At 69.6% G+C, this 25,843-nt stretch carries 25 protein-coding genes; 13 read left to right on the forward strand and 12 right to left on the reverse strand.

The genetic code is table 11. From position 1 onward, the window contains the following. Positions 1-65: 65 nt before the first annotated feature. From AC3ERS_RS02070 to AC3ERS_RS02080, 3 genes are all read left to right on the forward strand, one after another. The gene (locus AC3ERS_RS02070; RefSeq protein WP_431962837.1) at positions 66-1,139 is read left to right on the forward strand and encodes an Hsp70 family protein; all 1,074 of its coding nucleotides are present in this window, start codon (positions 66-68) and stop codon (positions 1,137-1,139) included. Between the two features lie 180 nt (positions 1,140-1,319). Continuing rightward, positions 1,320-2,324 carry an AurF N-oxygenase family protein gene (locus AC3ERS_RS02075; RefSeq protein ID WP_431962839.1) on the forward strand — a complete coding sequence of 335 codons (1,005 nt, stop codon included), beginning with the start codon at positions 1,320-1,322 and terminating at the stop codon, positions 2,322-2,324. Positions 2,325-2,337: 13 nt separating this feature from the next. Further along, positions 2,338-3,927 (forward strand): FAD-dependent oxidoreductase, encoded by a 1,590-nt coding sequence (locus AC3ERS_RS02080; RefSeq protein ID WP_431962841.1) that lies wholly within the window; start codon positions 2,338-2,340, stop codon positions 3,925-3,927. A gap of 137 nt (positions 3,928-4,064) precedes the next feature. On the opposite strand, the gene AC3ERS_RS02085 is transcribed toward AC3ERS_RS02080, so the two are convergent. Further along, positions 4,065-4,826: an SDR family NAD(P)-dependent oxidoreductase gene (locus AC3ERS_RS02085; RefSeq protein ID WP_431962843.1), complete on the reverse strand. Its 762-nt coding sequence runs from the start codon at positions 4,824-4,826 to the stop codon at positions 4,065-4,067. 543 nt (positions 4,827-5,369) lie between these two features. On the opposite strand from AC3ERS_RS02085, the gene AC3ERS_RS02090 reads away from it, so the two are divergent. Both AC3ERS_RS02090 and AC3ERS_RS02095 read left to right on the forward strand, forming a co-directional pair. After that, positions 5,370-7,712 carry an Hsp70 family protein gene (locus tag AC3ERS_RS02090; RefSeq protein ID WP_431962845.1) on the forward strand — a complete coding sequence of 781 codons (2,343 nt, stop codon included), beginning with the start codon at positions 5,370-5,372 and terminating at the stop codon, positions 7,710-7,712. Positions 7,713-7,752: 40 nt separating this feature from the next. Then, complete coding sequence (locus tag AC3ERS_RS02095; RefSeq protein ID WP_431962847.1) at positions 7,753-8,553, forward strand: HAD family hydrolase; 801 nt, start codon at positions 7,753-7,755, stop codon at positions 8,551-8,553. 1 nt (position 8,554) lies between these two features. Here the strand turns inward: AC3ERS_RS02095 and AC3ERS_RS02100 are convergent, their stop codons facing one another. Continuing rightward, positions 8,555-8,968, reverse strand: a complete 414-nt coding sequence (locus AC3ERS_RS02100) for a VOC family protein (RefSeq protein WP_431962849.1) — start codon at positions 8,966-8,968, stop codon at positions 8,555-8,557. Positions 8,969-9,064: 96 nt separating this feature from the next. Between AC3ERS_RS02100 and AC3ERS_RS02105 the strand changes: the two genes are divergently transcribed. The 3 genes from AC3ERS_RS02105 (at position 9,065) to AC3ERS_RS02115 (ending at position 11,555) form a co-directional block, all read left to right on the forward strand. Further along, positions 9,065-10,012 (forward strand): helix-turn-helix transcriptional regulator, encoded by a 948-nt coding sequence (locus AC3ERS_RS02105; RefSeq protein WP_431962851.1) that lies wholly within the window; start codon positions 9,065-9,067, stop codon positions 10,010-10,012. A 258-nt stretch (positions 10,013-10,270) separates the two neighbouring features. Further along, positions 10,271-10,996 carry an MspA family porin gene (locus AC3ERS_RS02110; RefSeq protein WP_431962853.1) on the forward strand — a complete coding sequence of 242 codons (726 nt, stop codon included), beginning with the start codon at positions 10,271-10,273 and terminating at the stop codon, positions 10,994-10,996. Between the two features lie 136 nt (positions 10,997-11,132). After that, positions 11,133-11,555 (forward strand): hypothetical protein, encoded by a 423-nt coding sequence (locus AC3ERS_RS02115; protein ID WP_431962855.1) that lies wholly within the window; start codon positions 11,133-11,135, stop codon positions 11,553-11,555. A 103-nt stretch (positions 11,556-11,658) separates the two neighbouring features. Here the strand turns inward: AC3ERS_RS02115 and AC3ERS_RS02120 are convergent, their stop codons facing one another. Both AC3ERS_RS02120 and AC3ERS_RS02125 read right to left on the reverse strand, forming a co-directional pair. After that, complete coding sequence (locus tag AC3ERS_RS02120; protein ID WP_431962857.1) at positions 11,659-12,351, reverse strand: SGNH/GDSL hydrolase family protein; 693 nt, start codon at positions 12,349-12,351, stop codon at positions 11,659-11,661. Positions 12,352-12,359: 8 nt separating this feature from the next. Beyond that, positions 12,360-13,781: an MFS transporter gene (locus AC3ERS_RS02125; protein ID WP_431962859.1), complete on the reverse strand. Its 1,422-nt coding sequence runs from the start codon at positions 13,779-13,781 to the stop codon at positions 12,360-12,362. Between the two features lie 102 nt (positions 13,782-13,883). On the opposite strand from AC3ERS_RS02125, the gene AC3ERS_RS02130 reads away from it, so the two are divergent. After that, positions 13,884-14,483, forward strand: coding sequence for a TetR/AcrR family transcriptional regulator (locus tag AC3ERS_RS02130; protein ID WP_431962861.1), 600 nt, complete (start codon positions 13,884-13,886; stop codon positions 14,481-14,483). Between the two features lie 55 nt (positions 14,484-14,538). Here AC3ERS_RS02130 and AC3ERS_RS02135 read toward each other — a convergent pair whose 3' ends face one another. The 7 genes from AC3ERS_RS02135 to AC3ERS_RS02165 form a co-directional block, all read right to left on the reverse strand. After that, positions 14,539-14,892 (reverse strand): hypothetical protein, encoded by a 354-nt coding sequence (locus tag AC3ERS_RS02135; protein ID WP_431962863.1) that lies wholly within the window; start codon positions 14,890-14,892, stop codon positions 14,539-14,541. 425 nt (positions 14,893-15,317) lie between these two features. Next, positions 15,318-16,082 (reverse strand): sirohydrochlorin chelatase, encoded by a 765-nt coding sequence (locus AC3ERS_RS02140; RefSeq protein WP_431963573.1) that lies wholly within the window; start codon positions 16,080-16,082, stop codon positions 15,318-15,320. Positions 16,083-16,125: 43 nt separating this feature from the next. Next, positions 16,126-17,421, reverse strand: a complete 1,296-nt coding sequence (locus AC3ERS_RS02145; RefSeq protein ID WP_431962865.1) for a sulfate adenylyltransferase subunit 1 — start codon at positions 17,419-17,421, stop codon at positions 16,126-16,128. A gap of 1 nt (position 17,422) precedes the next feature. Then, positions 17,423-18,355 (reverse strand): sulfate adenylyltransferase subunit CysD, encoded by a 933-nt coding sequence (cysD, locus tag AC3ERS_RS02150; protein WP_141812355.1) that lies wholly within the window; start codon positions 18,353-18,355, stop codon positions 17,423-17,425. Further along, positions 18,352-19,071, reverse strand: coding sequence for a phosphoadenylyl-sulfate reductase (locus AC3ERS_RS02155; protein WP_431962868.1), 720 nt, complete (start codon positions 19,069-19,071; stop codon positions 18,352-18,354). Before AC3ERS_RS02155 ends, cysD begins: the two co-directional genes overlap by 4 nt. A 36-nt stretch (positions 19,072-19,107) precedes the next feature. Beyond that, entirely contained in the window at positions 19,108-20,904 is a 1,797-nt protein-coding gene (locus tag AC3ERS_RS02160) for a nitrite/sulfite reductase (RefSeq protein ID WP_431962870.1), read from the reverse strand. Between the two features lie 125 nt (positions 20,905-21,029). Beyond that, entirely contained in the window at positions 21,030-21,122 is a 93-nt protein-coding gene (locus tag AC3ERS_RS02165; protein WP_355000761.1) for an Ms4527A family Cys-rich leader peptide, read from the reverse strand. 214 nt (positions 21,123-21,336) lie between these two features. On the opposite strand from AC3ERS_RS02165, the gene AC3ERS_RS02170 reads away from it, so the two are divergent. Continuing rightward, on the forward strand, positions 21,337-21,744 hold the full coding sequence (locus AC3ERS_RS02170; protein WP_431962872.1) for an SgcJ/EcaC family oxidoreductase: 408 nt from the start codon (positions 21,337-21,339) through the stop codon (positions 21,742-21,744). A 205-nt stretch (positions 21,745-21,949) separates the two neighbouring features. Then, positions 21,950-23,155, forward strand: a complete 1,206-nt coding sequence (gene hemW, locus AC3ERS_RS02175; RefSeq protein WP_431962874.1) for a radical SAM family heme chaperone HemW — start codon at positions 21,950-21,952, stop codon at positions 23,153-23,155. Between the two features lie 91 nt (positions 23,156-23,246). On the opposite strand, the gene AC3ERS_RS02180 is transcribed toward hemW, so the two are convergent. Continuing rightward, entirely contained in the window at positions 23,247-24,002 is a 756-nt protein-coding gene (locus tag AC3ERS_RS02180) for an SDR family oxidoreductase (RefSeq protein ID WP_431962876.1), read from the reverse strand. 143 nt (positions 24,003-24,145) lie between these two features. Here AC3ERS_RS02180 and AC3ERS_RS02185 point away from each other — a divergent pair, with 143 nt between their 5' ends. Continuing rightward, entirely contained in the window at positions 24,146-24,361 is a 216-nt protein-coding gene (locus AC3ERS_RS02185; RefSeq protein WP_431962878.1) for a hypothetical protein, read from the forward strand. 376 nt (positions 24,362-24,737) lie between these two features. After that, positions 24,738-25,769 (forward strand): heat-inducible transcriptional repressor HrcA, encoded by a 1,032-nt coding sequence (hrcA, locus tag AC3ERS_RS02190; protein ID WP_431962880.1) that lies wholly within the window; start codon positions 24,738-24,740, stop codon positions 25,767-25,769. Positions 25,770-25,843 lie beyond the last annotated feature (74 nt).

The following is a 25,843-nucleotide window of genomic DNA, read 5'->3' on the forward strand; positions in this document are numbered from 1 at the left end:
GCTCGTCGATCGGGTGAAACGCGATGGCAGTTGGTCTTGGTTTGAGCATCGGTATGGTCAACTCGGTGACCGCGCTGGCGGACACGGCATCGGCCAAGTCGCCGCCGGGTCTGCTCGGCCACCGGCGGCACGCCAGACCCGCACCGTCCGTCACCCGGCGCACCACGTTGACCTTCGACAGCACCGGGATGGCGCGCGTCGGCCTGATGCCCCGGCACGGCAGGGCGATCACCGAATTCGCCGATCTCGGTCGCCGCGGCGTCGTGACGGCCAGGGTCGGCAACCGCACGCTCGCGCCCGCGGATCTCGTCGCCGTGGTCACCGACTGCCTCATCACCGAGGCGATGAGCGACCGCAGGGCGGTGGGCGCGGAAGTCACGCTGACCCATCCGGCGGGCTACGGCGCCGACGAGCTGGCCGAGCTACGCGGCGCGCTGGACGCGATCGGCCTGCACCACGTCGCGCTGGTCGCCGAGCCGGTCGCGGCGGCGGCTTGGCTGGAGGCGGCGCACGGTCCGGTGATGCCCGGCCTCGCCCTGGTCTACGACCTGGGCGGCGCGAGCCTCGACGTCGCGCTGGTCCGGGTCGGCGCGGGCAGGCCGCACGATCCGATCGTCGGCGTCCCGCTGCGTTCCGTGGAATTCGGCGGGCGCGCGTTCGGCGCGCTGGTCGCGGCGCGGGGCGGCGGATCCTCGGCGGCAGGCGCGCTGGACGGTTCGGTCGCCGACGAACTACGCGCCGAGCATGTGCGCGCCTCGCTGGAACTGGTCTACCGCTGCCTGCGGCGGGCCGACGTGACCATGGCCGACGTCGACTGCGTCCTCGCGGTCGGCGGCGCGGCCCGGCCGACGGAGGTGTCCGGCGTGCTCGCCGAGGAACTGGCGCGACCTGTGGTCGTCGCTCCGGATCCGGAACGCACGATCGCGGACGGCGCGGCGCTGGTCGCGCGGCAGACGGCGGCGTCCGCCGAGGAAACGGCCGCGGGTGCGCATCGCAGGGGGAAGGGCCTGCGGCGCGCGCGGCGCAAGCTGACCAGGATGTCATCGGCCGCGGCTGCGTCCGCCTGCGGTGTCGTCCTCGCTTTCACGCTGCCCGCAGACGGCGTGGTCGCGGGATCGGCACCGTTCGGACCGGTCTGATCCTGGTCACAACGGCGGCGGTCGGGTGAACACACCCGGCCGCCGCCGACTCGTCTGCCGGCGCTTCCGCGCGCGGCGCGGGCCCAGACCGTGCTCCGCTGTGCGGAGAGTTGACGTCACCGGCCGTAGGTGTAACTATGGGGTACAGGTAAACGTCCCCCGAGGAAGGCAGTGACGACGATGTCGACAGCCGAGAAGCACGCTATCGATCCCGATCTCGAGCAGGCGCAGAAATACGCCGCCAAGCTGCTGCTGCTGTCCGAGGGCTCGGTGAACAAGCACTTCGACCCGTTCGAGGACATCGACTGGGACAATCCGGATTACGCCGCCGACGCGGGCGAGGAGCGCTGGATCCTGCCGCAGTCGGCCGACCCGCTCGGCCGCCACCCCTGGTACCTGGCCCTGCCCAAGGACAAGCAGATCGCGCTGGGCAAGTACCGCCAGGCCAACGTCGCCAAGGTCGGTCTGCAATTCGAGTCGATCCTCATCAGCGGCATGGTGATTCACAACTTCGGCCTGCCCAACGGCTCGCCCGAGTTCCGCTACTGCTCCCACGAGATGATCGAGGAGCACAACCACACCCTGATGTTCCAGGAGATGGTGAACCGGATCGGTCTGGATGTGCCCGGCATGGGTCCCTTGGTGAGCAAGTTCAAGTACCTGGCCGCGCCGGTCGCCGCCAAATTCCCGAACCTGTTCTTCATGGCCGTGCTCGCGGGCGAGGAGCCGATCGACCACATCCAGAAGGACATCCTGCGCTCCGGCGACGAGGTCCACCCGATCATGCTCGGCGTGATGGCGATCCACGTCGCCGAGGAGGCCCGCCACATCTCGTTCGCGCACGAGTTCCTGAAGAACCACGTGCCCGAGCGGAGCGCCGCCAACCGGTTCGTGCTGTCGATCGCGATGCCGATCGTCATGTGGATCCTCGGCCGTTCCATCGCGACCCCGCCGAGGAAGTTCTTCGAGGAGTTCGACATCCCGGCGAAGGTGCGCAAGGAGCTGTTCTACGGCTCCAAGGAGGCCGAGCAGGTCTTCGCCGACTACTTCGTCGACGTGCGCGCCCTGGCCAAGGAACTCGGCCTGATCAACCCGATCTCCAAGCGGGTGTGGAAGCTGCTCGGCATCGACGGCCCGATGAGCCGCTACCGCTCGGAGCCACTGCGCGTCGTGCACGCGGGCTGAGCGGCGGTCGACCATGCCCTACGTCGTCACCCAATCCTGTTGCAGCGACGCGTCTTGCGTGTACGCCTGCCCGGTCAACTGCATCCATCCCACGCCCGACGAGCCGGACTTCCGCACGGCGGAGATGCTGTACGTCGATCCGAAGGCCTGCGTGGACTGCGGCGCATGCGCCACGGCCTGCCCCGTCGACGCCATCACCTCGTCGAAGCGGCTGACCGAGGAGCAGAAGCCCTTCATCGAGATCAACGCCGACTTCTACCGGCAGTCCCGGCCGCGTCCGCTGCTGGCCCGGCCGGTGCCCGCGGCGGAGATCCGTGCCGAGCGGGCGCCATTGCGGGTGGCGATCGTCGGCTCGGGTCCGTCGGCGATGTATGCCGCGGACGAGCTGCTGACCCAGCCGAACGTCTCGGTGACCGTGTTCGACCGGCTGCCGGTGCCCTACGGCCTGGCCCGGCACGGCGTCGCGCCGGACCACGCCGAGACCAGGCAGGTCAGCGAGCTCTTCGACGTGATCTCGGCGCAGCCCGGCTTCGGTTCGTACCTGAACGTCGAGGTCGGCGCGCACGTCGCGCACGAGGAGTTGCTCGACCACTTCCACGCGGTGATCTACGCCGTCGGCGCGTCCTCGGACCGCAAGCTCGGCATCCCCGGGGAGGGCCTGCCCGGCAATGTGTCGGCCACCGACTTCGTGGCCTGGTACAACGGGCACCCCGACCACGCGGACGCTCGATTCGATCTGTCGCAGCGGCGCGCGGTGATCGTCGGCAACGGCAATGTCGCGCTGGACGTCGCGCGCATCCTGGCCTCCGATCCGGCCACGCTCGCCGGCACCGACATCGCGCCGTACGCGCTGCGGGCGTTGCGCGAGAGCAAGATCGAAGAGGTGGTCGTGCTCGGCCGCCGCGGTCCGGCCGAATCCGCTTTCACCGTGCCTGAATTCGTGGGTCTGCTCGGCTCCGACGTGGACATCGCGGTCGAGGGCGAGCTGCCGGAGATCACCGCCGACCTGCCGTACAAGATCGAGCAGAAGCTGCGCCTGCTGCACAAGGTCGCCGAGCGGCCGTCCGGCGAGCGCAAGCGGATCGTCTTCCGCTACCTGGCCGCGCCGACCGCCGTGCTCGGCGAGGACCGGGTGACCGGTCTGGAGATCGGCCGCAACGAGCTGGTCACCGAGGCCGACGGACGCACCAAGGCCGTCGCCACCGGCGAGACCGAGCGCATCGAGGCCGGGCTCGTGCTCACCTCGGTCGGCTATCGCGGTGTGCCGCTGCGCGGTCTGCCCTTCGACGAGCAGGCGGGCGTGATCCCGAACGCGGAGGGCAGGGTGCTCGGCGAAGCGGGCGGCGCGGTGCTGCCCGGCGCCTATGTCACCGGCTGGATCAAGCGCGGCCCCACCGGCTTCATCGGCACCAACAAGTCCTGCGCACAGCAGACCGTGCGGCAGCTGGCCGACGACTACAACGCCGGTCGCCTGCCCGAACCCGCGCACAGCGCGGCCGATTTCGATCGGCTGGTGCGCGGCCGCAGGCCCGAGGTCGTCACGGGCGGTGCCGCGGCGGCGCCGTTGGTGAAGCCGCTGCGCAAGCTGCTCGCCCGGGTCTGAACCCGGGGTGTGCCCGCGAGCTCGGTGGTGCGATGAGGTCTGCCGAGCCGCTGTTCCGCCGAACGCCACGACGATACGTGCATCGTCGTGGCGTTCGGCGTTCGGCGTTCGGCGTTCGGCCGCTGGGCGTTCGGCGCTCAGCGCGCGGTGAATCCGCCGTCGATCGCGAGGGCCGCGCCGGTGACGAAGCTCGCCTCCCTGCTGAGCAGATAGGCGCAGAACGAGGCGATCTCGTCCGGCGCGGCGATCCGGCCGAGCGGGTGCAGCGCCGCGATCGCCGCCTCGCCCTCGGGCGTCGCGCCCATCGAGTCGCGGAACGCGGGGGTGTCCACCGCACCCGACACCAGCGCGTTGACCCGCACACCCTGATCGGCGGATTCCAGCGCGACGGCCTTGGTCAGCCCGACGACGCCGTGCTTGGCGGCGACGTACGGCGCGACCGAGCCCATGCCGACCACGCCCAGGTTCGACGCATTGTTCAGGATCGCGCCGCCGCCCGACGCGACGAGCGCAGGCACCTGATGACGCAGGCCGTAGAACACGGCCGTCAGATTGAGTTCGAGGTCGGCGCGCCAGCCCGCCTCGTCGATCTCGGCGATCGGTCCGAACGCCCGCACCGCGCCCGCATTGTTGAACGCCACGTCCAGACGGCCGAACTCGCCGACGGCGGTCTCGGTCAGCCGGGCCACGTCGGCCTCCACCGTCACATCCGTCGGGACGAACAGCGCCCGGCCACCCGCGGCGCGAATCTCCTCGGCGACCTGATCACCGGCGTCCTTGCCGCGCGCACCGAGAACCACCGCCGCGCCCTCGGCGGCCAGCCGTAGCGCCACCGCCTTGCCGATGCCCGAGGTGGCGCCGGTGATGACCGCGACCTGCTCCGCGAACCGTGTCGACATTCGTGTCCACTTTCCTTCCCGTGCTTGCTCTTTCGCTGTGGCGGACGGTGCCGCCGTAATCAGTCAACCGAGCGCGGGGCGGCAGCGCTGGCGGTAATCGGACGCAGCATTTGATGTGTCATCTACTGGTCGGCGACACGCCCGGATGGCCGGAGAAATAATCATGGCTAAATATCGGTTACCGACCAGTCGGTGTGTGCCGACAGGTTTGCCACGGGCGTCCGGTGGTTTGTTTCATCCCCTGCCGATCGTGACGAACAGTCGCTGCGTGATAGCGGAATCGGGTCCGTCGCAGCCCTTTTGCGGTGTGTCGAGGGGGCTGAACCTTTCATTCGACCCTGTTTACCTGGGCATTCGACCGATTGTTGCCGGAAGCCAAACGTTTCATATCAATTCGGCATCTGGAAAGTTTGCGAACAGCTAACCTGTGGGGGCTGTTTGGAAGACGACCGCGGCCACATGGCTCGACTGTGTGCTGGACGTGGTCACGGTGCGTTGACGGGATAGCGAATGACTACATGTCTGGGTTTCAGCATCGGTTCAGTGAACTCCATAGCGGCTTCGGTCACCGATGGTCTGATTCGACCCACTGTGCGCACCAAGCGCACGGCACTCAGCTTCGACTCGGCGGGCGGAGCCCGCATCGGCGGCATTCCTCAATTCAGCTCGGCCATCACCGATTTCGCCGATCTGGCGCGTGACCCGGAATCACTGCTGGTCGGCGGGCGGCTGTACTCCCCGGCAAACCTCGTCGCCGCGGTGGTCACCGGTCTGCTGGAGGCGGCCGAGCCGAGCGCGGGCGCGGTGGCGACCTACCCGGCGGGCTACACCGACAAACAGCTCGCCCTACTACGTCAGGCGCTCGACCTGAACGGCGCGCGGCACGTCATGCTGGTGCCCGAACCGGTGGTCGCCGCCGAATGGCTGGAATACGAACACGGCCCGCTGGAGACCGGCTTCGTCCTCGTCTACGACCTCGGCGGCACCAGCCTCGACGTGTCCGTCGTGCGCGTCGGGCCGGACTGGGAGAACCATCCGATCGTCGGAAAGCCGCAGCGCTCCTACGACTTCGGCGGTCGCCCGCTGGGGGACATGATCGCGCGCTACGGGCGCACCGGCGTGCCCGGGGCCACGGTGTCGATGACGTCCATCGTCGACGTCGACGGCCTGCGCACCGAGCACATCAGGGACTCCTTCGACGTGGTGCGCGCCTGCCTGCGCTCCACCGGGCTCAGCTTCTCCGATATCGGTCGCGTCCTGCTCGTCGGTGGTGCGTCCCGGCCCGCCGAGGTGGCGGGTGCGCTGGCCGAACTCGGCCGCCCGGTGGTGGTTTCGGCCGATCCCGGCCATATCGTGGCCGTGGGCGCGGCGCGGTTCGCGGCCAGGACCTTCGCGCCCGCGAGTACCGGGGAACGGCCCGCGCCACGCGTCGCCGTGTTCTCCAGTGCCGCAGTGGCTTCCGCGCTGGCCATGTCGGCCGCGACGATCTTCGGCGGCTCCGGCGGATCGGGTCCGCTCCCGGTACTCGACCGGTTACCGGCCGCCGCTCCGGTCCCCGCCGACACGCTGCTCTACGAACCCAACGGCGACACCGCCTTGGACCAGGCCGTCCGGCAGGGCATCCCGGCGACGCTGGCGCAGCACGCCTTCTTCGACGGAAACGGCTACGACCGGCGCGTCTCGTCCATCGCGCGCAGTACGACTTTCGGGCCCTCGATCGGCGAGTCCCGCCCCGGGCCGCACAACGATCCCCGAATCTGCTGCGGCAATGGCCGATACGCGGGACCGCAGTACGCCAACCCCGCCCAGTTCGTCAATCCGCTGCCCTTCCAGCGGACGCCGCGGGTGAGCCTGCCCGGGTGGGACCGGCTGAACCCGACGATCCCGAGCGTCGGCCTGCCCTCGTGGCCCAACACCCAACCGGCCCCGAATCCCTCGGCCCCTGGCAACACCCAACCCGAGCCGGGCACGCCGACTTCTCCCGGATCACCGGCTTCCGGTGGGGGCGCCGCCTCGCCTGGAGGAACGAGCACTGGCGGCGCCGCTTCGGGTGGTACGACCGGAGACCCTGTGGCGGGTGGGGGCAATGCCGGTGGGACATCCTCGGGGGGAACGACTTCCGGCGGCGCGGCCGGGGATGGTTCCGGCGCGGCGTCCGGGCCGGGCACGGACGGTGGTTCTACGGGTGGCGGTGCCTCGTCGGGCGGTGGCGCTTCGTCCGGTGGTGATTCTTCGAGTGGTGGTGCGTCTTCTGGTGGGGGCGCTTCATCCGGCGGTGGAACGTCCTCCGGCGGTGGCGCGTCCGGGGGCGGTACGTCTTCTGGCGGGAGCGCATCGTCCGGCGGTGAATCGTCAGGGGGTGATTCGTCCGGCGGCGGAACGGCCTCGGGTGGTGGCGCGTCGTCCGGTGGTGAATCTTCGAGTGGTGGTGCGTCTTCTGGTGGTGGCGCATCCTCGGGTGGTGGCGCGTCCTCGGGTGGTGAATCTTCCGGTGGCGGAGCGTCTTCCGGTGGTGGCGCATCCTCGGGTGGTGGCGCGTCGTCCGGTGGTGAATCTTCCGGTGGCGGAACGTCCTCCGGCGGTGGTGCGTCGTCCGGCGGCGGCGAAGCGTCTTCACATGGCGGTGCGTCGTCCGGTGGTGGTGCGTACTCCGGCGGTGGAGCGTCCTCGCCGGGCCGATCGTCTTCCGGCGGAACCTCCTCCGGCGGTGCGTCTTCCGGCGGCAGCGGCAGGTCGGACTCGAAGTTCGGCGGCGGTGCGGGTGGCTCCGGCGGCGGTATGGGTGGCGGCGGTATGGGCGGTGGCGGCGGTATGGGCGGTGGCGGCAAGGTCGGTGGCGGCTCGGCCGGCGGCGGTGGCGGCGGAGTCGGTGGCGCCCGGCGCTGAATCGAAGACGAGTCATCGAGCCGCGGGGCACAATGGATTGGTGAAAGCGCTTGGGGGAGGGCCGCGGCTGATCGCCTTGGATGTGGACGGCACGCTGCTCGAGACGGGATCGCCGGTCAGTGTGCGGGTCACCGCCGCGGTGGCGGCGGCCGTCGCGGCAGGGGCGCACGTGGTGGTGACGACCGGGCGCACGCTGCTGACGACGCGTCCGGTGCTCACGGAACTCGGGCTGGTCGAGGGGCATGCGCTGTGTTCCAACGGCGCGGTGCACATCGACGTGGCCAGGGGCGTGCCGGTGGCGGTGCAGGCGTTCGACCCGGCGCCCGCGGTCACCGCGCTGCGCGCCCTGTTCCCGGAGATGATCTTCGCGGTGGAGAAGGTCGGCATCGGTACCTGGGCGACGGGCGCCAGTCCCGGCGAATTCTCCATCGGCGAATACCTTCTCGTCGATCACGGCGCGCTGAGCAGCGAGCCGACGCCGCGCCTCAACGGCTGGTGGCCGGAGGGGACGCTGGATGAGATGCTCACGCTGTTGCGGACCTTCGCCGTGCCCGGCGCCAGCTGGGTGCACGGCGAGTTCGGCCCGTGGCTGACCGTGTCGCGGCGCGGGGTGTCCAAGGGCTGGGCGCTGGAGCGTCTGCGCCTGTCGCTCGGCATTCCCCGCGCCGCGACCCTGGCCATCGGCGACGGCTACAACGACCGCGAAATGCTGCGCTGGGCCGGGTATTCGGTGGCCATGGCCAACGCGCCCGACGACGTCCGCGGCTTGGCCGACGAGGTGACCGGCGACGTCGACGCCGACGGCGTCGCCACGGTGCTGGAGCGTTGGTTCGGCCGCTGACCTACACGCCGCCGGTCTTGCCGACGACCTCCAGGTAGTGCGGGTTGGACATGATCCCGAGGACATTGCCGAACGGGTCCACCACCGCGGCGGTGACGAAACCTTCGCCGTTGCCGCGCGGGGTGATCGGTTCGTACTCGGTGGCGCCGAGGTCGAGCAGTCGCTGGAAGGTGGCCGCCAGGTCGTCGACGTGCCAGAACATGACGCCGCCCCCGCCCGGCTCGTTGCGCGCACCGCTCGGCGCGTAGGCGCGGTTCACGATGCCCAGCTCGTGCTGGTAGTCGCCGATGCGGAACTCGTAGTACCCGTTCGGCACGTGGTAGTAGGGCGCGACGCCGAGGAATTCGGCGTACCAGTCCTTGGCGGCTTCGAGGTCGTCGGCGTAATAGGTGACCGTGGCCATTCCGCGCAGCATGTCGGTGCTCCTTCGATGATCGGTTCGTGCTGGTGGAACCATCTTCGCGCGTAAAGTGCTCACCAACTGAGCACTTTGTGCGGCAGAATTTCTCGTATGAGAGCGGATCGTCTGGTGGCCACATTGCTGCTGATGCAGGCCCGCGGCAGGGTGACCGCCGCGGAGGTCGCCGCGGAACTGGAGGTCTCCGTGGCCACGGCGCGGCGTGATCTGGAGGCGCTCTCCGCGGCGGGCATTCCGGTGTATGCGCAGCAGGGCCGCGGCGGCGGTTGGTCCCTCGTCGGCGGGGCTCGGACGGATTTGAGCGGTTTGTCCGAACCCGAGGCCAGGGCGCTGTTCCTGCTGGCAGGCGCGTCCGCGAGCGCGAACCCGGAGGTGAAATCGGCACTGCGCAAACTGGTTCGGGCGCTGCCGCAGACGTTCCGCGCGGACGCCCAGGCGGCCGCCGACGCCGTGATCATCGATCCGGCGCGCTGGGGTCAGCGCGACCGGAACCGGCCCGGCGTGGTGGACTTGTTGCAGCGCGCGGTCGTGCAGCGGCGACGGGTGGGGCTGGAGTACGAGCGGGCGGGCGCCAAGACGACGCGGATGGTCGACCCGTGGGGATTGGTCGACAAGGACGCCATCTGGTATCTGATCGCGGGCACCGAGAAGGGGAGCAGGACCTTCCGGGTGGACCGGATCGCCGACGCCCAGCTGTCCGACGAAACCTTTCGCCGCCCAGACGATTTCGAGTTGTCGGCGGCCTGGGACGAAGTGGTCGGCGCGATGGAGCGGCGCCGCGCGGCCACGTCGGCCACCGCCCGCATCGCCCCCAGTTTGCTCCCGGTGCTGCGCGATCAGCAGGGCAGGCACTGCGAGGTGGACGGCCCGGTCGCCGACGGCCGGGTCCAGGTCCGGATCACCGCGCCGACGCCGCGGATGATCGCTCAGCAGCTGGCGGGGTGGGGCGCGGAGATCGAGGTGCTCGGACCGCCGGAGGTGTGCGAGGAACTCGCGCGGCTGGGCGCGGAACTGGTGCGACGGTACGGGACCGCCGAATGACCGAAAACGATCCTGCGACCACGGTTCTCCGGTTTGTCCGAGTTCGCCGGGCCCGTGCGCTCGACGCCCATTCCATTTCCCCGCTCCGACCGCGCGCCGGTTTCGTCGGCGACTCGCCGTTGCTGTACGGTTACCAGCGCTGAGCTACAGCGATATTTGGAATGCCCGTCCGCACCCGCCGAAGAGGATCAGCGACGACGGTCGGCGTGCGAGTTCGTTTGTGAAAGTTTCGTTTCGATCAGATTCGACTGGAGCGTTATGAATCGCAAGCATTCACCTGTTCTGGCCGCGATCACCACAGTGTTGGTAGTCGTCGCCGGCGCCGTCGGTGTTCAGAGCGCGGCCCGCGCCGAGCCGGGGGAGGTCGACTCCGGCGGGATGCACCTGGTCGCGTCGGTGGATGCCAACTTTGTCAAGTCCACCGGTGATCTCGCGTTGGGGGTCCCGTTCTCGCACTCGGCCAAGGTGTCCGGGAACTTCTCGACCTCCCTCGATGGAGCCTCGGCGCTGCGCAGGGGGAAGCTCATCGCCGGATATCTGATCGGCTGCGCGGTGGACATCTCCGATGGCATCGACGTCAGCATCGCGGCCGCCGTGGGCGGCAATGTCGATGTCACGACCGGACTTCTCGGGCTGAGTCTCAATGTTCCGTTCGGTGTCACCGTCGGCGACCAGGTCGCTGTCGATTTCGGCGGGAATCTCGGCATCGATCTCGGCGGGGATGTCACCTTCGGCGTCTTCAGCGAACTCGGTGGTGAGATCACCGTGTCCATCAACCCGGGCAGCGTGACAGCGGCGGTGATCGCCGAGTCGACGCTGGACGAGGATTCGTTGTTCCCCTTCACCTTCGCGCACTCCAATACCGCGCTGAACATCAACGGATGCCTCACCCCGGCATCGGCCATGCCGTTCATCACCGTCCGCGCCGACGCCCGCAACGGCATCGTGCAGACGACGGGCTATGGGCAGCAATTCGTGTTCTGAGCCGCGACGCCCGATTTTCGATCGGGAGCGAAGGCGATGACCGGCCGATCGTCCGGACCCGGCATCCGGGAGGGGAGCGGTCATGTACTGCAAGGACATTCCATGCACAACGGGTCGATGAGAGGCGGGAAGCATCATGGTCCGTAGGACCTTCGAGAACGCGGTTCGCAAGCTGATCGCGGGTGCGCTGCCGGTGGCGGCCGCTCTCGCGTTCGTCGGGGCCGCCCCGGCGCAGGCGGCTCCGGTGCAGGCGCCTGCGCCGATCGTGCAGCAGGTCGCCGCGCCTTTGCAGGTCGGCGCGAGCCTTCCGCTCGACTGGATCGCGACGAATCCGGAGGCGATGAACTCCGATCCGCTGACCAACGGCGCGGCCGCGGGCGCGGTCGTCGGCGCGACGGGGTCGGGTGTGATGAGCGCGGTGTCGTGCCTGCCCGGCTTCATCGTCATGGCGGTGCCGTGCGCCATCGTGGGAGCGATCAACGGCGCGGTAGTCGGTGCGCTCGTCGGCATACTCGTCGGCGTCGTCATGCCGGAGCTGGTGCCGCAGACGCTGCCCTGATCGCGAGCTGAACGCGGTCTCGCGAGAACTGTGTGAACCGGGCCGTGCCCCGGGGTGAAAAGCCCTGGGACACGGCCGAGCTCGTTGCCGACGGCCTCGAGGCTCAGTTGGCGGCGGTGTCGGCGAGGATTCGTGCGCTCAGCGCCCGCACCATTTCCGTGGCCACCACCGCGTGCCCGCTGGTCGTGAAGTGGATGAGATCGGCGCTCATGACCTGGGGCCGCAGCCGCAGCGGGTGGTCCCAGAAATCGACGAGCACCGCGTCGTAGCGGTGGGCCAGGTCCCGGACGATGTCGTTGAGTACCGCCATGCGGTCGCGCATCGGCCGCATCGGCGCCATGCGCTCGACCTCCCAGACATCGGCCACCGTGAACGTCATGACCTGTGCGCCACCGCGGCTCACCGCGGCGAACAGTCCGTCGAGGTTGGCACGCACCTGGTCGACGTCGCCGCCGGGCAGGAACAGATCGTTTCCGCCGCAGCTCACGTGCACCAGGTCGGGTTCGAACTCCAGCACCCGCTGGAGTTGTTCGTCGCGCACCTGCGCGGTCGTCGCCCCGATACGTCCGGTGTTGAGGTAGGCGAGGCCGGGCCGCACCGAGGTCAGCAGGGCGGCGAGGCGATCGGCCCACCCGGCCGTCTCGTATCCGGGGCTCGGGTCGCCGACGCCACGGGCGATGGAGTCGCCCAGGACGGCGAAGCGCCGCCAGGGCGCGCCCGCCAGCAGTTCCAGGGCCGCGTCGGGCGCCAGCAGCATCGGGTCGTCGGCTTCGGTGTGAATGTCGTTGTGCGTCATGGTGACTCCTAGTCGGTGACGGCGGTCGCGGCCGGATCGAGCTGCCGCGTCGGTATGGCGCACAGGCAGGCCGCCACCGCGGCGATGCCCGCGCAGACCGCGAACAGGGTGTGGAAGCCGGCGAGCGGGTCGCCGGGGTGGGCGGCGAACACCGCGGCCAGCACGGCGACGCCCAGCGCGCCGCCGACCTGGCGCGCCGTGAGGTTCATGCCGATGCCCGCCGCGAACTGTTGTGGCGGAAGCGAACTCGCCGCGGCCGTGCCGAGCACCGTCACCACGATGCCGACACCGCCGCCGCCGAGCACCCCGGCGGGAATCCAGGCCGACCACAGCGCGGGTGTCGGCCCGAACGCGTCGGTGCTCATCCAGACGAGGGTTCCGGTGAACATCAGCGCGCCGAGCACCCCGACCCAGCGGCGCGCGGCGGGGGTGGCGGCCCGTCCCGCCAGGGTGGCGCTCACCATCGATGCCACCGCGCCGACGGTGAGCGCGGCGGCCGAGCCGAGCACCGAATATCCCCAGATCGCGTCCAGGAACAGCGGTCCGGACAGCAGCCAGGCGAACATCGCCGCACCGAAGACGAACGACGCGGCGTTGGCCAGCGCGTACGGCCTGCTCTGCCACAACTCCACCGCGATGGCCGGATTGTGGTGCCGCGCCGAGCGCACCAGAGCGATGGCCAACAGCGCGGCGCCGCCGCCGAGGACGGCCAGCGTGCCCGGCGAGGTCCACCCCCAGCGCTGCCCCTCGGTGACTCCGGCGACCACACCGCCGAACCCGAGCGCGACGGCCGCCGTGCCGACCGGATCCGGCAGCGCGTTGCCTGCCGGCCGCGGGTCGGTCACCGGAATTCGCAAGCCGGGCAGGATGAGCCCGAGCGCGACCGGCAGGTTGATCACGAAGACCGACCGCCAGCCGAACGCCTCCACCAGACCGCCGCCGATCGCCGGTCCGACCACCGCGGCGAATCCGCCCGCGGCCGACCAGGCGGCGATGGCCGCACCGATCCGTTCGCGCGGTGTCACGCCGAGCACCAGCCCCAGTGCCGCGGGCACCATGAGCGCGGCCGTCGCGCCCTGGAGCACCCGGCCCGCGATGAGCCAGGCCGCGTTCGGCGCGAGCCCGCACAGCAATGACGTGAGCGCGAAACCGGCCAGCGCGATCAGGAACAGCCTGCGCCGCCCGAGCGCGTCGGCGAACCGGCCGCCGGGCGTGAGCAGGGCGGCGAACGCGACGGCGTAACCGCTGACCACCCAGGTCAACGTCGTCGTCGCGGTATCGGAGTAGTCGCGGGCGATGGCCGGGAAGGCGATGTTGACCACGGACAGGTCGAGGAAGGCGATGAACGCCGCGCCGCACGCGATCAGCAGCGTGGCGGTGGCGCTCATGGCGGGGGGACTGGCGGTGGTCCGTGCGGACACCTCGGTCATGGGAGATCCTTCGGAAGTCGAGAACAAAACGTACGACCGTTCGTACAATCAAAGTACGACCGATCGTTCGTATTTGCAAGCGTTCGGTGGAAGAATGGGGGCATGGCCGAGACGACAACCGATCAGCGCCTGGTCAAGGGCGCTCGCTCCCGGGCGTCGATCGCCCGGCACGCCGCCGACGTGGCGTCCGTCGAAGGGCTGAACGGTGTGAGCATCGGGCGATTGGCCGCCGACCTCGGGATCAGCAAGAGCGGTATCGCCACACTCTTCGGCTCGAAGGAATCTCTCCAGCTCGCGGCGGTGGAGGCGGCCAGGGAGGTGTTCGTGGCGCAGGTGATCGAGCCGACCGTCGGTGTGCCGCGCGGTGTGCCGCGACTGCGCGCGCTGGTCGATCGCTGGTTCGCGCACGTGACCGAACCGGTCTTTCCCGGCGGCTGCTTCCGCACCGCGACCCTGGTCGAATTCGACAGCAGGCCGGGCCCGGTGCACGACGCGATCGCCGCCGACCGCGAGGACTGGCTCTCTTTCCTGACCAAAGAAATTCGCAAAGCCCAGGATCAGGGCGAACTGGCCGACCGGGACGCGGACGCGCTCGCCTTCGAATTGGACGCGCTCATGAGCGCGGTCAGCACAGCGCGGCAACTCGGCGACGAGACCAAGGTGCAGACGGCACGACGGATCATCGACCGGCTGCTGTCGTGAAAGAGCTACGGGGCGTGCGGCTTCGGCGTAGCTGAACCGATGGGATGTCGGCCGGTCAGTGTTGCCCGTTCCAGAATCCGATGGCGATCGCGCCCCACCAGCACACCTGGGAGATCGTTCCGGAGGCGGCGCCCCATAGGAGCAACTTCGTCGGCAGTCTGACCGAAACCTGGTGGGCCAGGCGTCTGCTCAGGATGGTGGCCTGTAATCCGTTGAGGGTCAGCAGCAGAATCAGCACCATCTTCGTGCGGGTCGATCCGGAGTCGAGATTCGGTTCGAGAAAGCAGCCGCTCACGACGAGCCCTGCCAGGCCGACCCAGATGGGGGCGTGCAGACGCGACATGCCCGCGACCGCGTCGGCCAGCGTGGACCGGCCCGCGAGCCACAGGGCCATCAGATAATCCGCCATCAGCACCCCGCCGCAGGGATTCGAGCGGCGGCAGTTCGGGTCGTGATGGCGGTTCGAGGTCCAACGACCGGTGACCGGTCAGAACGCGGTGCCGGCGCCATTCGGTGGTGGCGATTCCGGAACTCGACGGGTTGAACGGCTGGGTGAGAGACGCTGACGGACTCGGCATTTCGGGTTCGGCCGGATCGGCGGCGATTCTCGTGCGACTTGCCGGGCTGGGGCCGTCGGGAGGTCGGCGACCGCGGTACATGGCCCGCGAACGAACTACGGGCGGCAGGTGTCCTGCGCGCGGTGTCGTCGCCGACGCGATCGAGCGGAACGTCGAGGTGAAGTCGACCAGTCAGGGGAGGCTCTTCAGGGCGACGGCACCGTGGTGGGTGGGCGGTCGAAGACCATCGGTGGCGCTGTGCGTGCCGTGCCGCCAGTCAGGCGGACAGCGGGAGGGCGGCCGCCCGCGCCGCGTCGTAGCGGTCCCAGACGATCTCGGCCATGGCGCGATGGACGCCGAGGACGTCGGCGTGCGTCAGTTCCGGCGCTGCGGCCGTCAACCGGTCGGTGAGCAAGCCGGGGGCGAGGAACCACGGCGCGACGAGGACGCGGTCCGCGCCGCATGCGCGCAGGCGGGAAACCGCCTCGTGCACCGTGGGTTCCGTGGTGGCGAAGCAGATCTCGGTGTGCCAGCCGGTGCGGGCGGCCAGGCGGCGAGCCACCGCGGCGGTGCGGGCGTTCGCCGCGGAAGACGACGAGCCGACGGCAGCCACCGCTACGCCGATGCGGTCCGCCGGGACGGTCGTGGAAGTCCCTAGGGCATCGAGCGCACGGTCCCGCAGCGCGTCGATCAGGCGCGGGTCGGGGCCGAGTACGTCCGCTTGCGTGAGCCGCAGACGAGGATGCCGGGCGCGGCACTCGTCCAGCAGCCCCGGCAGGTCGACACGTGCATGAAAGGCGCTGCCCAGCAGAAGGGGCGCCACGACGGCATGCGTATGCCCTTGACCCGCAACGGCGTCCACCACCTGCTCGACCGAGGGCGCGCTCAGATCGAGGAAAGCGAGGCGGACGTCGAGATCGGGCCGGGCGGCGGCGATCTCGGCGACCACGGCCGACATGGTGGCCGCCGAACGCGGATCGCGGCTGCCGTGCGCGACCGCGATCAACGCGGGCGCGGAGAATCGACGGTCGCCAGGCGGCATCGGCTGCGCGCCGATGCCGCGGGAGGCGAACACGTCGGTCATCTCAGGCCTCGGTGCCGACCTCGACCGCGGTCAGCACATCGCCGACCAGGCCCGCGCCGAGCGTGTTGCCGCCGGCCGGGTCGATCAGCAGGAAGCTGCCGGTGTGCCGGTTGGCCCGGTAGTCGTCGGCCGCGAGCGGCTCGGCGACGCGCACCGAGATGCGCCCGATGTCGTTGAGCTCCAGCGCTTCCGGGTTCGGGTCCGCGGCGAGCCGCTGCTCGTCGAAGCGCTCGATGAGCGCGCCGACGATGGCCTGGGTGGTGCGGGTGCCGTGCTTGAGCAGCAGCCGGGCGCCGGGGCGCAGCGGCTTGTCGCCCAGCCAGCAGACCGTCGCGTCGAAGCTGTCGATCGGTTCCGGCGCGTCGGACACCGCGGCGATGATGTCACCGCGCGAGATGTCGACCTCGTCGGTCAGGATCAGCGTCACGCTGCGCCCGGCCTGCGCGACGGCGAGCTCGCCGTCCGGGGTGTCGATCCGCTCCACGGTCGTGCGCACGCCGGACGGCAGCACCACGATCTCGTCGCCGGGCGCCACCGAACCGGCCGCGATCTGACCCGCGTAGCCACGGTAGTCCGGGTATTCGGCGGTGCGCGGGCGAATCACGTACTGCACGGGGAAGCGCAGACCCAGCGTGTGCGCGCCGGTGTTGTCGGCGTCGACCGGCACCGATTCCAGGTGCTCGATGAGCGAAGGCCCGTCGTAGTACGGGGTGTTCGAGGACCGGCTGGCGATGTTGTCGCCGTGCAGCGCCGAGACCGGGATCTCCAGCACGTCCTCCGGCGCCCAGCCGAGGGTGCCGGTGAGCTTGGTGAACTCGGCCGAGATCTCGGCGAACACCGTGGCGGCGTCGTCCACGAGGTCGATCTTGTTCACGGCGAGCACCAGCTTCGGCACGCCGAGCAGCGCGAGCACCGCAGCGTGCCTGCGGGTCTGCTCGATCACGCCCTTGCGCGCGTCGACCAGCAGGATCACCAGCTGCGCGGTGGACGCGCCGGACACGGTGTTGCGGGTGTACTGCACGTGCCCGGGGGTGTCCGCGAGCACGAAAGACCGCTTGGGCGTGGCGAAGTAGCGGTAGGCGACATCGATGGTGATGCCCTGTTCCCGCTCCGCGCGCAGCCCGTCCACGAGCAGCGAGAGATCCGGGGTGGCCAGACCCTTGTCCACCGACGCGCGGGTGACGGCGTCGATCTGGTCGGCCAGTACGGATTTCGTGTCGTAGAGCAGCCGTCCGACCAGGGTGGACTTACCGTCGTCGACAGAACCGGCGGTGGCCAGCCTCAATAGGTCGGACATGTCAGAAATAACCCTCTCGCTTGCGGTCTTCCATCGCGGCCTCGGACACCCGGTCGTCGCCACGGGTCGCACCACGTTCGGTCAGTCGGGACGCGGCCACTTCGGCGAGGATCGCCTCGTTGTCGGCCGCGTCGGAAATGATGGCGCCGGTGGTGGATCCGTCGCCGACGGTGCGGTAACGCACCGAGCGGGTCTCCAGCACCTCGCCTTCGCGCGGGCCGCCCCACACGCCCGGCGTCATCCACATGCCGTCGCGCTGGTATACCGGGCGCTCGTGCGCGTAGTAGATGGTCGCGAGTTCGACATTCTCCCTGGCGATGTAGCGCCAGATGTCGAGCTCGGTCCAGTTGCTCAGCGGGAACACGCGCACGTGCTCGCCCGGCGCGTGCCGCCCGTTGTACAGGTTCCACAGCTCGGGGCGCTGCCGCTTCGGGTCCCACTGGCCGAAGGCGTTGCGCAGCGAGAAGATGCGCTCCTTGGCGCGGGAGCGCTCCTCGTCGCGGCGGCCGCCGCCGAACACCGCGTCGAAGCGGTTCTCGGAGATGGCGTCCAGCAGCGGCACGGTCTGCAGCGGGTTGCGGATGCCGTCCGGGCGCTCGGTCAGCCTGCCATCGGCCAGGTAGTCCTCGACGCTGGCGACGTGCAGGCGCAGCCCGTACTTCTCGACCACCTTGTCGCGGAACTCCAGCACCTCGGGCAGGTTGTGGCCGGTGTCCACGTGCAGCAGCGCGAAGGGCAACGGCGCGGGCCAGAACGCCTTGAGCGCCAGGTGCAGCAGCACGGTGGAGTCCTTGCCGCCGGAGAACAGGATCACCGGCCGCTCGAACTCGCCCGCCACCTCGCGGAAGATGTGGATGGCCTCCGACTCCAACGCCGCGAGGGTGTCGAAGTCGGTGATGCCAAGAGAGCGTTCACTTCTGATGGTCTCGGTCATGATTGATGCAACCCGCATTCGGTCTTGGCGAGGCCGGCCCAACGGCCGCTTCGCGGATCGGATCCCGGCTCCGGCTTCCGTGTGCACGGAGCGCAGCCGATGGACGGATATCCCTCCTCCACCAGGGGATTGACGAGGATGCCGTGCTGTTCGATGTAGGCCTGCATCTCGTCGTCGGACCACGGTGCGATCGGGTTGATCTTCACCAGGCCGAAGGCTTCGTCGTAGGAGATCAGCGGTGCGTTGGCGCGGGTGGGGGCCTCCACCCGGCGGATGCCGGTGACCCAGGCGTTGTAGCCCGACAGCGACTTCTTCAGCGGCACAACCTTGCGCAGCCTGCAGCACTCGCCCGCGTCGCGCGCGAACAGATCCTTGCCGAGCAGTTCGTCCTGTTCGGCGACGGTGTGCTCCGGGCGGACGTTGACCACGTTCACCCCGTACACGGCCTCGACCGCGTCGCGGGTGCCGATGGTCTCGGCGAAGTGATAGCCCGTGTCCAGGAACAGCACGTCGACACCGGAGCGGACCTGCGCCGCGAGGTGGACCAGCACGCCGTCCTGCATGTTGGAGGCGACGATGTAGCCGGAGCCGAAGGTCTCCTCGGTCCAGCGCAGCAGGTCGAGCGCCGAGGCGTCGGGGCCGAGTTCGGCCGCGCCGCGTTCGGCGATCGCCCGCAGCTCGTCTTCGGCGAGCTTGTCGGCGAGTTTGGTTGTCACAGTTGATCTCCCGTCAGCCGAGTCACGATTCGATGCTCATCGCAGGTCGGCCTCGTCGGCGCGGACCGCCCACTGGGCGAACCGCTCGTCCGCGTTCCGGTTCTTGACGAAGTTGCGCACCACGCGCTCGATGTAGTCGCCGAGTTCGGCGCTGGTCACCTTGTGCTGGCGCAGCTTTCGGCCGAAACCGCTGTCGAGTCCGAGGCTGCCGCCGAGATGAACCTGGAAACCCTCGACTTGATTCCCGTCGCCGTCGTCCACCAGCTGGCCCTTGAAGCCGATGTCGGCGATCTGGGACCGGCCGCAGGAGTTCGGGCAACCGTTGATGTTCACCGTGATCGGTACGTCGAGCTGGGCGTTGACGTCGGCGAGGCGCTGCTCGAGCTCCGGCGCGAGCACCTGGGAGCGCTTGCGGGTCTCGACGAAGGAGAGTTTGCAGAACTCGATGCCACTGCAGGCCAGCAGGTTACGCCGCCAGATCGACGGACGGGCCTGCAACCCGAGCGGTTCCAGTTCGGTGATGAGCTGCTCGACCTTGTCGTCGGCGACGTCGAGCACGATCAGCTTCTGGTACGGGGTGAAGCGGATCCGGTCGGCGCCGATCTTCTCGACCGCGTCGGCCACCTTGGTGAGGACGGTGCCGGAGACGCGGCCCGCGATGGGGGAGAAGCCCACGGCGTTGAGGCCGTTGCGCAGCCGCTGGACGCCCACGTGATCGATCGGCTTGGCGGGCTGCTCGGGCGCGGGGCCGTCGATCAGCTTGCGCTTCAGGTACTTCTCCTCGAGCACCTCGCGGAACTTCTCGATGCCCCAATCCTTGATCAGGAACTTCAGCCGCGCCTTGGTGCGCAGGCGGCGGTAGCCGTAGTCGCGGTACAGGGAGACCACGGCCTCCCATACGTCCGGCACCTCGTCCAGCGGGACCCAGGCGCCGACGCGCTGCGCGAGCATCGGGTTGGTGGACAGGCCGCCGCCGACCCACAGGTCGAGACCGGGGCCGTGCTCGGGGTGCTCCACGCCGACGAACGCGACGTCGTTGATCTCGTGCACCACGTCCTGCTGACCCGAGATCGCGGTCTTGAACTTGCGCGGCAGGTTCGAGTACCGCTTGTCGCCGATGTAGCGGCGCACGATCTCCTGGATCGCCGGGGTGGGATCGATGATCTCGTCCAGCGATTCACCGGCCAGCGGCGAGCCGAGCACGACACGGGGGCAGTCGCCGCACGCCTCGGTGGTCTGCAGGCCGACCTCTTCGAGGCGGCGCCAGATCTCCGGAACATTCTCGATCTCGATCCAGTGGTACTGGACGTTCTCGCGGTCGGACAGGTCCGCGGTGTCACGGCCGAACTCGGTGGAGATCTGGCCGAGCGTGCGCAGCTGCGCGACGTTCAGCGCGCCGCCGTCGCAGCGCACCCGCATCATGAAGTACTTGGCCTCGAGAATGTCGATGTTCTCGTCGCCGGTCCAGGTGCCGTCGTAGCCCTGCTCGCGCTGGGTGTAGAGACCCCACCAGCGGAACCGGCCGCGCAGATCGGCCTTGTCGATGCTGTCGAAGCCGCCCTTGGCGTAGATGTTCTCGATACGGGCGCGGACGTTGAGCGGGTTGTCGTCCTTCTTGCTCTGCTCGTTCGGGTTGAGCGGTTCCCGGTAGCCGAGGGCCCACTGGCCCTCGGACTTGCGGCGCACGGGCTTGCCGGTGCGGGCGCGCGGCGCCGTCGACGCCTCGGGCCGCGGGCGGTCCGGTCGTACACGGCGCTCGGAGGCCGGGCGTTCGGGACGCGCCTGCCTCGGGGTCGGCTGATCGCTGGGACCGGCGTCGGTACTCGACGTCATGAGGTCGCTCCTGCTGGGTGGGTGGTACATCCGTGCTGAAGGCGTGAGGGGCTGGCTCACACCCGCGGTGTCAGCGGACCGATGCGATGGGAGTCGCCGGGAGACCCGGAAAGGGCGCCGCTGAGCTACCGGTGAGAACCGGGCAGACAGCAGGCGCTACAGACGCGCTTGTAGTCGACGTGGCGACGTGCCACAAGTCGTACTCCCGATGCGCGCATGGGGCCTATTGTGCCATGTCAGGATGGGCGTTCCGACCGTCATGCCGGTATTTCCCGCGAAATAGGGGGAAATTCCCTGGACCGGGAGGTCTATTTGTGATGGTCGTCATATTTTCCCGCGCGAACGCGGCTGGTGATTCGTCCGAAGTGTCCGATGTGAACCGTGGCACGCTCCGTTGACCTCGAGTTATCTCGAGGTACGAGTGTGTATCCCATGAGTACCGCACCCGTCGACACCGACGTCGAAATCGAAGCCATCCGCCAGATCGTCGCCACCGTCGAGCACGTGCAGCAGCACGAGCTCGTCGACGAATTCGTCGCGCTGTTCCGCGCCGACGCCATCTGGACCACGGGCCACGGCAAGCGCCTGTTCGGCCGCGACGCCATCGCCGAGTTCACCGCTGCCTTGCTGCCCGGCGCGACCACGCACGGCAAGGCGACCTACGAGCTCGAGCACGTGCTGTTCATCCGCCCCGACGTGGCCGCGGTGAAGGTGCGTCAGCGGTACTTCACCAACGAAGGGGTCCTGGAGGGCGAGGGCACCCCGATGTACGTGATGGCCAAGGAGGACGGCCGCTGGTTGCTCACCGCGAACCAGAACACGCCGATCGTCGCGGACTGAGTTCATGGGCGCGGCCGCTGGGTCGTCGCGGCCGCGGCCTTTTCGATCGCCGGCGCAGGCGGCCTGCTCGTCCTGGTGCGCGCCGCCGAGTCCCCGCTGCGACATCGCCCACGGGTTCACGCGTGGAAGTGACGGTCGGCACGTCCCCGGTGGTGGGACGGTCCCCGGGCGAAAGGTCGCACTGTTCGGCGGGCACACTGGACAGGTGAGTTCCGCCGTACCCCTCTCGGAGATCGACGCCGCCGCGCCCGTGCTGCGCGACTTCGGCGGCGGGCCGTTCGGCGTGTACGTGCACGTGCCCTTCTGCGCGACGCGCTGCGGGTACTGCGACTTCAACACCTACACCGCGGGCGAGCTCGGCAGCTCTGCATCGCCGCAGTCGTGGCTCGCGGCGTTGCGCGGTGAACTGGCCGCGGCCGCCGATCGGTTCGCGGGTCTGCCGTCGGCCACGCCCGAGGTCTCGACGATCTTCGTCGGCGGCGGCACGCCGTCGCTGCTCGGCGGGGACGGTCTCGCCGAGGTGCTCGACGCCGTCCGATCGGCATTCACGCTCGCGCCGGACGCCGAGGTGACCACCGAGTCGAATCCGGAATCCACCTCGCCGGAGTTCTTCGACCGCATCAGGGCGGCGGGGTACACCCGCGTCTCGCTGGGCATGCAGTCGGCCGCCCGGCATGTGCTCGCGGTGCTCGACCGCACCCACACCCCTGGCCGTGCGGTCGCCGCCGCGCGGGAAGCGCGGGCCGCGGGATTCGAGCACGTGAACCTGGACCTGATCTACGGCACGCCGGGTGAGCGCGACGCCGATCTCGACGCCAGCCTGGACGCGGTGCTCGACGCCGGTGTCGATCACGTCTCCGCGTATTCGCTCATCGTCGAGGACGGAACCGCGTTGGCGCGCAAGGTGCGTCGCGGCGAACTGCCCGCCCCCGACGACGACGTGCTCGCCGCCCGCTACGAACGCATCGACACTCGCCTCGCCGCTGCGGGCCTCACCTGGTACGAGGTATCCAATTGGGCGGCAAACGATTCCGCCCGGTGCAGGCACAACCTCGGGTACTGGGACGGCGGCGACTGGCTCGGCGCAGGCCCCGGCGCGCACAGCCACCTCGGCGGCGTGCGCTGGTGGAACGTCAAGCATCCGGCGCGCTACGCCGAGCGCGTCGCCCGCGGTGGTCTGCCCGCCGCAGGCTGGGAATCGCTCAACGACGACGAGCGCTATTTCGAACGCGTCATGCTGACCGTGCGGCTCCGCACCGGCCTCCCCCTCACGGACCTCGCCGCCTCCGCCACCCCGGCCGTGGACCGGATCATCGCCGACGGCTTGGCATTCCGCTCCGACGGCCATCTCGTCCTCACCGACCGGGGCCGTCTGCTCGCCGACGGCGTCGTCCGTCGCCTGCTCGACTGATTCCCAACGGCCGCAACCTTTTTCGCATGGCATAGGCTGCTTGTGCCGCTCGTTCGACCGACCCCCACGGCCGCAGCGCCTTTCGCGACGACTACCGCGCGGGGTACTTGTGGTCCAGCCACTCGTCGAAGGTCGGCCCCGCCAGGATCGCGTCCGGTCCGGGCAGCAGCGCGCCCGCGGCTTGGAGTTCCTGGTTCGGGTCCTCGGCATCGACGATCTCCTCGACGCGGGCCGGATCACCCCGGCGCGCAGCGAGTTTCGCGACGGCCACGGCGAGGTTCAGCTCCTCCGGGCCCGCGATCTCGACCACGCCGGCGGCCTCCTCGGCGAGGGCGAGCGCGGCCAGTTCTTCGGCGGTGGTGCGGGCGGCGACGAGCTGGGTACGGAATTTCGGCACGTAGGCCGTGTCGTCCCGGGTCGTCCATTCGAGCATCATCTCGGTGAACTCGTGGAACTGGGCCGCCCGCAGCACTCGCACCGGCACCGGCCCCTCGCGGTAGCCCGCCTCGTGCGCCAGCTTTCCGGCGTAGTGCCCCGCGGTGAACGGATCGATGCCGATGATCGAGACGACCGCGATGCGCCGCACGCCCGCCGCGGCCGCTTCCCGCTGCACGGTGCGCGCGATGGTGCCGAAATAGTCGGTCACCGCCGCCGTGTCGGTGGTGGCGGCATTCACCGCGTCCACCACGATGTCCACCCCGGCCAGCGCGTCCGCCAGCCCCGCGCCGGTGTAGACGTCGACGCCCGTGGCCCGGGTGATCGCCACGATCTCGTGGCCCTGGTTCTTCAGCACGTCGATCACCTCGCGGCCGATCCGCCCGCTGGCGCCCACCACTGCGATTCGCATTCGGTACTCCTTCGAGTCGATACCTACGCCCGGAGGACGACGCGGCGACCCGAGGTGTGACAAGTGTCCGCGAACGTCCTGGTGTGAGCTCTATCGCAGCCGGGGGAACCCGCGTAGGCTCCGGCTCGACACGGAGGAGTCCCATGCCCCAGGACCGACCCATCGATCTCGTTCAGAGCCCCGGCGAATTCGCCGAGGCCAGGGCCGCCGAGAAGGCGGAGCACGCGCGCAAGAGCGCGATAGCGGCCCGCACAGTTGCCGGATACGCCCACGACGCCGCCGACTGCCAGTCCCTGCTCGCCATGCTCGGCCTCGACGCTCAGGCGGGCAAGCGCGCCAAGGGTTTCGACAGCCGCTGAGAGTCGGGTACCAGCAGCCGCAGGATCCCGGTCGACACCGCGAGGACACGGCACGGTTCCGAATGCCGTCCACGCGATGGGGAAGCGGCTGCGGCTGTTGCGCCGACCGCTCCGCCGGTGGTCGGCGCGACGGCCGTGCGCGCGCGTAGACGGCGGTGGGCGCCGTCGTAGGTCGGCATCACCATCCCCGTTGCGGTTCGCGACAACGTCGCCGAGAATGCCACGGTCGCCCGGGTCACGCACTACGCGGGACCGGTCGATTGGCAGGTCGGCAACTAAACTGGATACTCAGACGACCGGGCGGCCGCGGTGTTTCGCGCGCTCCCGAATGCGTCGGCGGCCTGCGGCGTAACGAGAAAGCGAGGAGGTGGGGCCGATGTCGAGCACCGAGGATCGGCGCTTCGAGGTCCTACGCGCGATCGTCGCGGACTATGTCGCCACCAAGGAGCCCATCGGGTCGAAAACCCTGGTGGAGCGGCACAATTTGGGTGTCTCCAGCGCGACGGTCCGTAACGACATGGCGGTGCTGGAGGCCGAGGGCTACATCGCCCAGCCGCACACCAGCTCCGGTCGCATCCCCACCGACAAGGGCTACCGGCAGTTCGTCGACCGGATCTCCGAGGTGAAGCCGCTCTCGCCCGCCGAAAGGCGCGCGATCATGGAGTTCCTGGAATCCGGCGTGGATCTCGACGACGTGCTGCGCCGCGGCGTGCGACTGCTGGCCCAGCTGACCAGACAGGTCGCGGTGGTGCAGTACCCGACCGTCTCGGCGTCGACGGTGCGCCACATCGAGGTGGTCGCGTTGAATCCGGCGCGCCTGCTGCTCGTGGTGATCACCGACACCGGCCGGGTCGACCAGCGTCTCGTGGAGCTCGGCGCGGTGATCGACGACGAGGACCTGGCCGCGCTGCGCGCCATGCTCGGCGGCGCGATGGACGGCAAGCGCCTGGCCTCCGCCTCGGCCGCGGTCGCCGAACTCCCCGAGCGCGCCCCGCGTCAGCTGCGCGATGTGCTGATCCGGGTGTCCACGGTGCTGGTGGAGACGTTGGTCGAGCATCCGGAGGAACGTCTCGTGCTCGGCGGCACCGCGAATCTCACCCGCAACGCAGCCGATTTCGGCTTGCCGGGGTCGCTGCGACAGGTGCTGGAGGCGCTGGAGGAGCAGGTGATCGTGCTCAAGCTGCTCGCCGCCGCGCAGCACCCCGGCACGGTGACCGTGCGGATCGGCGAGGAGACCCAGGTCGAGCAGATGCGCAGCACGTCGGTGGTGTCGACCGGCTACGGCGTCGAGGGCGCGGTGCTCGGCGGCATGGGCGTGCTCGGCCCCACTCGGATGGATTACCCGGGCACCATCGCCTCGGTCGCGGCCGTGGCGCGCTATATCGGCGAGGTGCTGGCCGAGCGCTGACGCCGAACCGTGCTCACGGCGCTGCTACCCTCGAACCTCTGGCCGGATAAAGTTGAGTGCATCCGACTAATGCC

The organism is Nocardia sp. bgisy134 (genome assembly GCF_057708325.1).

What these genes read in the sequence shown, in the direction of transcription:
- AC3ERS_RS02075 (WP_431962839.1), top strand. Translation starts at nt 1,320, where the DNA reads ATGTCGACAGCCGAGAAGCACGCTATCGATCCCGATCTCGAGCAGGCG.
- AC3ERS_RS02080 (WP_431962841.1), top strand. Translation starts at nt 2,338, where the DNA reads ATGCCCTACGTCGTCACCCAATCCTGTTGCAGCGACGCGTCTTGCGTG.
- AC3ERS_RS02085 (WP_431962843.1), bottom strand. Translation starts at nt 4,826, where the DNA reads ATGTCGACACGGTTCGCGGAGCAGGTCGCGGTCATCACCGGCGCCACC.
- AC3ERS_RS02100 (WP_431962849.1), bottom strand. Translation starts at nt 8,968, where the DNA reads ATGCTGCGCGGAATGGCCACGGTCACCTATTACGCCGACGACCTCGAA.
- AC3ERS_RS02105 (WP_431962851.1), top strand. Translation starts at nt 9,065, where the DNA reads ATGAGAGCGGATCGTCTGGTGGCCACATTGCTGCTGATGCAGGCCCGC.
- AC3ERS_RS02110 (WP_431962853.1), top strand. Translation starts at nt 10,271, where the DNA reads ATGAATCGCAAGCATTCACCTGTTCTGGCCGCGATCACCACAGTGTTG.
- AC3ERS_RS02115 (WP_431962855.1), top strand. Translation starts at nt 11,133, where the DNA reads ATGGTCCGTAGGACCTTCGAGAACGCGGTTCGCAAGCTGATCGCGGGT.
- AC3ERS_RS02120 (WP_431962857.1), bottom strand. Translation starts at nt 12,351, where the DNA reads ATGACGCACAACGACATTCACACCGAAGCCGACGACCCGATGCTGCTG.
- AC3ERS_RS02125 (WP_431962859.1), bottom strand. Translation starts at nt 13,781, where the DNA reads ATGACCGAGGTGTCCGCACGGACCACCGCCAGTCCCCCCGCCATGAGC.
- AC3ERS_RS02130 (WP_431962861.1), top strand. Translation starts at nt 13,884, where the DNA reads ATGGCCGAGACGACAACCGATCAGCGCCTGGTCAAGGGCGCTCGCTCC.
- AC3ERS_RS02135 (WP_431962863.1), bottom strand. Translation starts at nt 14,892, where the DNA reads ATGGCGGATTATCTGATGGCCCTGTGGCTCGCGGGCCGGTCCACGCTG.
- AC3ERS_RS02140 (WP_431963573.1), bottom strand. Translation starts at nt 16,082, where the DNA reads ATGCCGCCTGGCGACCGTCGATTCTCCGCGCCCGCGTTGATCGCGGTC.
- AC3ERS_RS02145 (WP_431962865.1), bottom strand. Translation starts at nt 17,421, where the DNA reads ATGTCCGACCTATTGAGGCTGGCCACCGCCGGTTCTGTCGACGACGGT.
- cysD (WP_141812355.1), bottom strand. Translation starts at nt 18,355, where the DNA reads ATGACCGAGACCATCAGAAGTGAACGCTCTCTTGGCATCACCGACTTC.
- AC3ERS_RS02160 (WP_431962870.1), bottom strand. Translation starts at nt 20,904, where the DNA reads ATGACGTCGAGTACCGACGCCGGTCCCAGCGATCAGCCGACCCCGAGG.
- AC3ERS_RS02165 (WP_355000761.1), bottom strand. Translation starts at nt 21,122, where the DNA reads ATGCGCGCATCGGGAGTACGACTTGTGGCACGTCGCCACGTCGACTAC.
- AC3ERS_RS02170 (WP_431962872.1), top strand. Translation starts at nt 21,337, where the DNA reads ATGAGTACCGCACCCGTCGACACCGACGTCGAAATCGAAGCCATCCGC.
- AC3ERS_RS02180 (WP_431962876.1), bottom strand. Translation starts at nt 24,002, where the DNA reads ATGCGAATCGCAGTGGTGGGCGCCAGCGGGCGGATCGGCCGCGAGGTG.
- AC3ERS_RS02185 (WP_431962878.1), top strand. Translation starts at nt 24,146, where the DNA reads ATGCCCCAGGACCGACCCATCGATCTCGTTCAGAGCCCCGGCGAATTC.
- hrcA (WP_431962880.1), top strand. Translation starts at nt 24,738, where the DNA reads ATGTCGAGCACCGAGGATCGGCGCTTCGAGGTCCTACGCGCGATCGTC.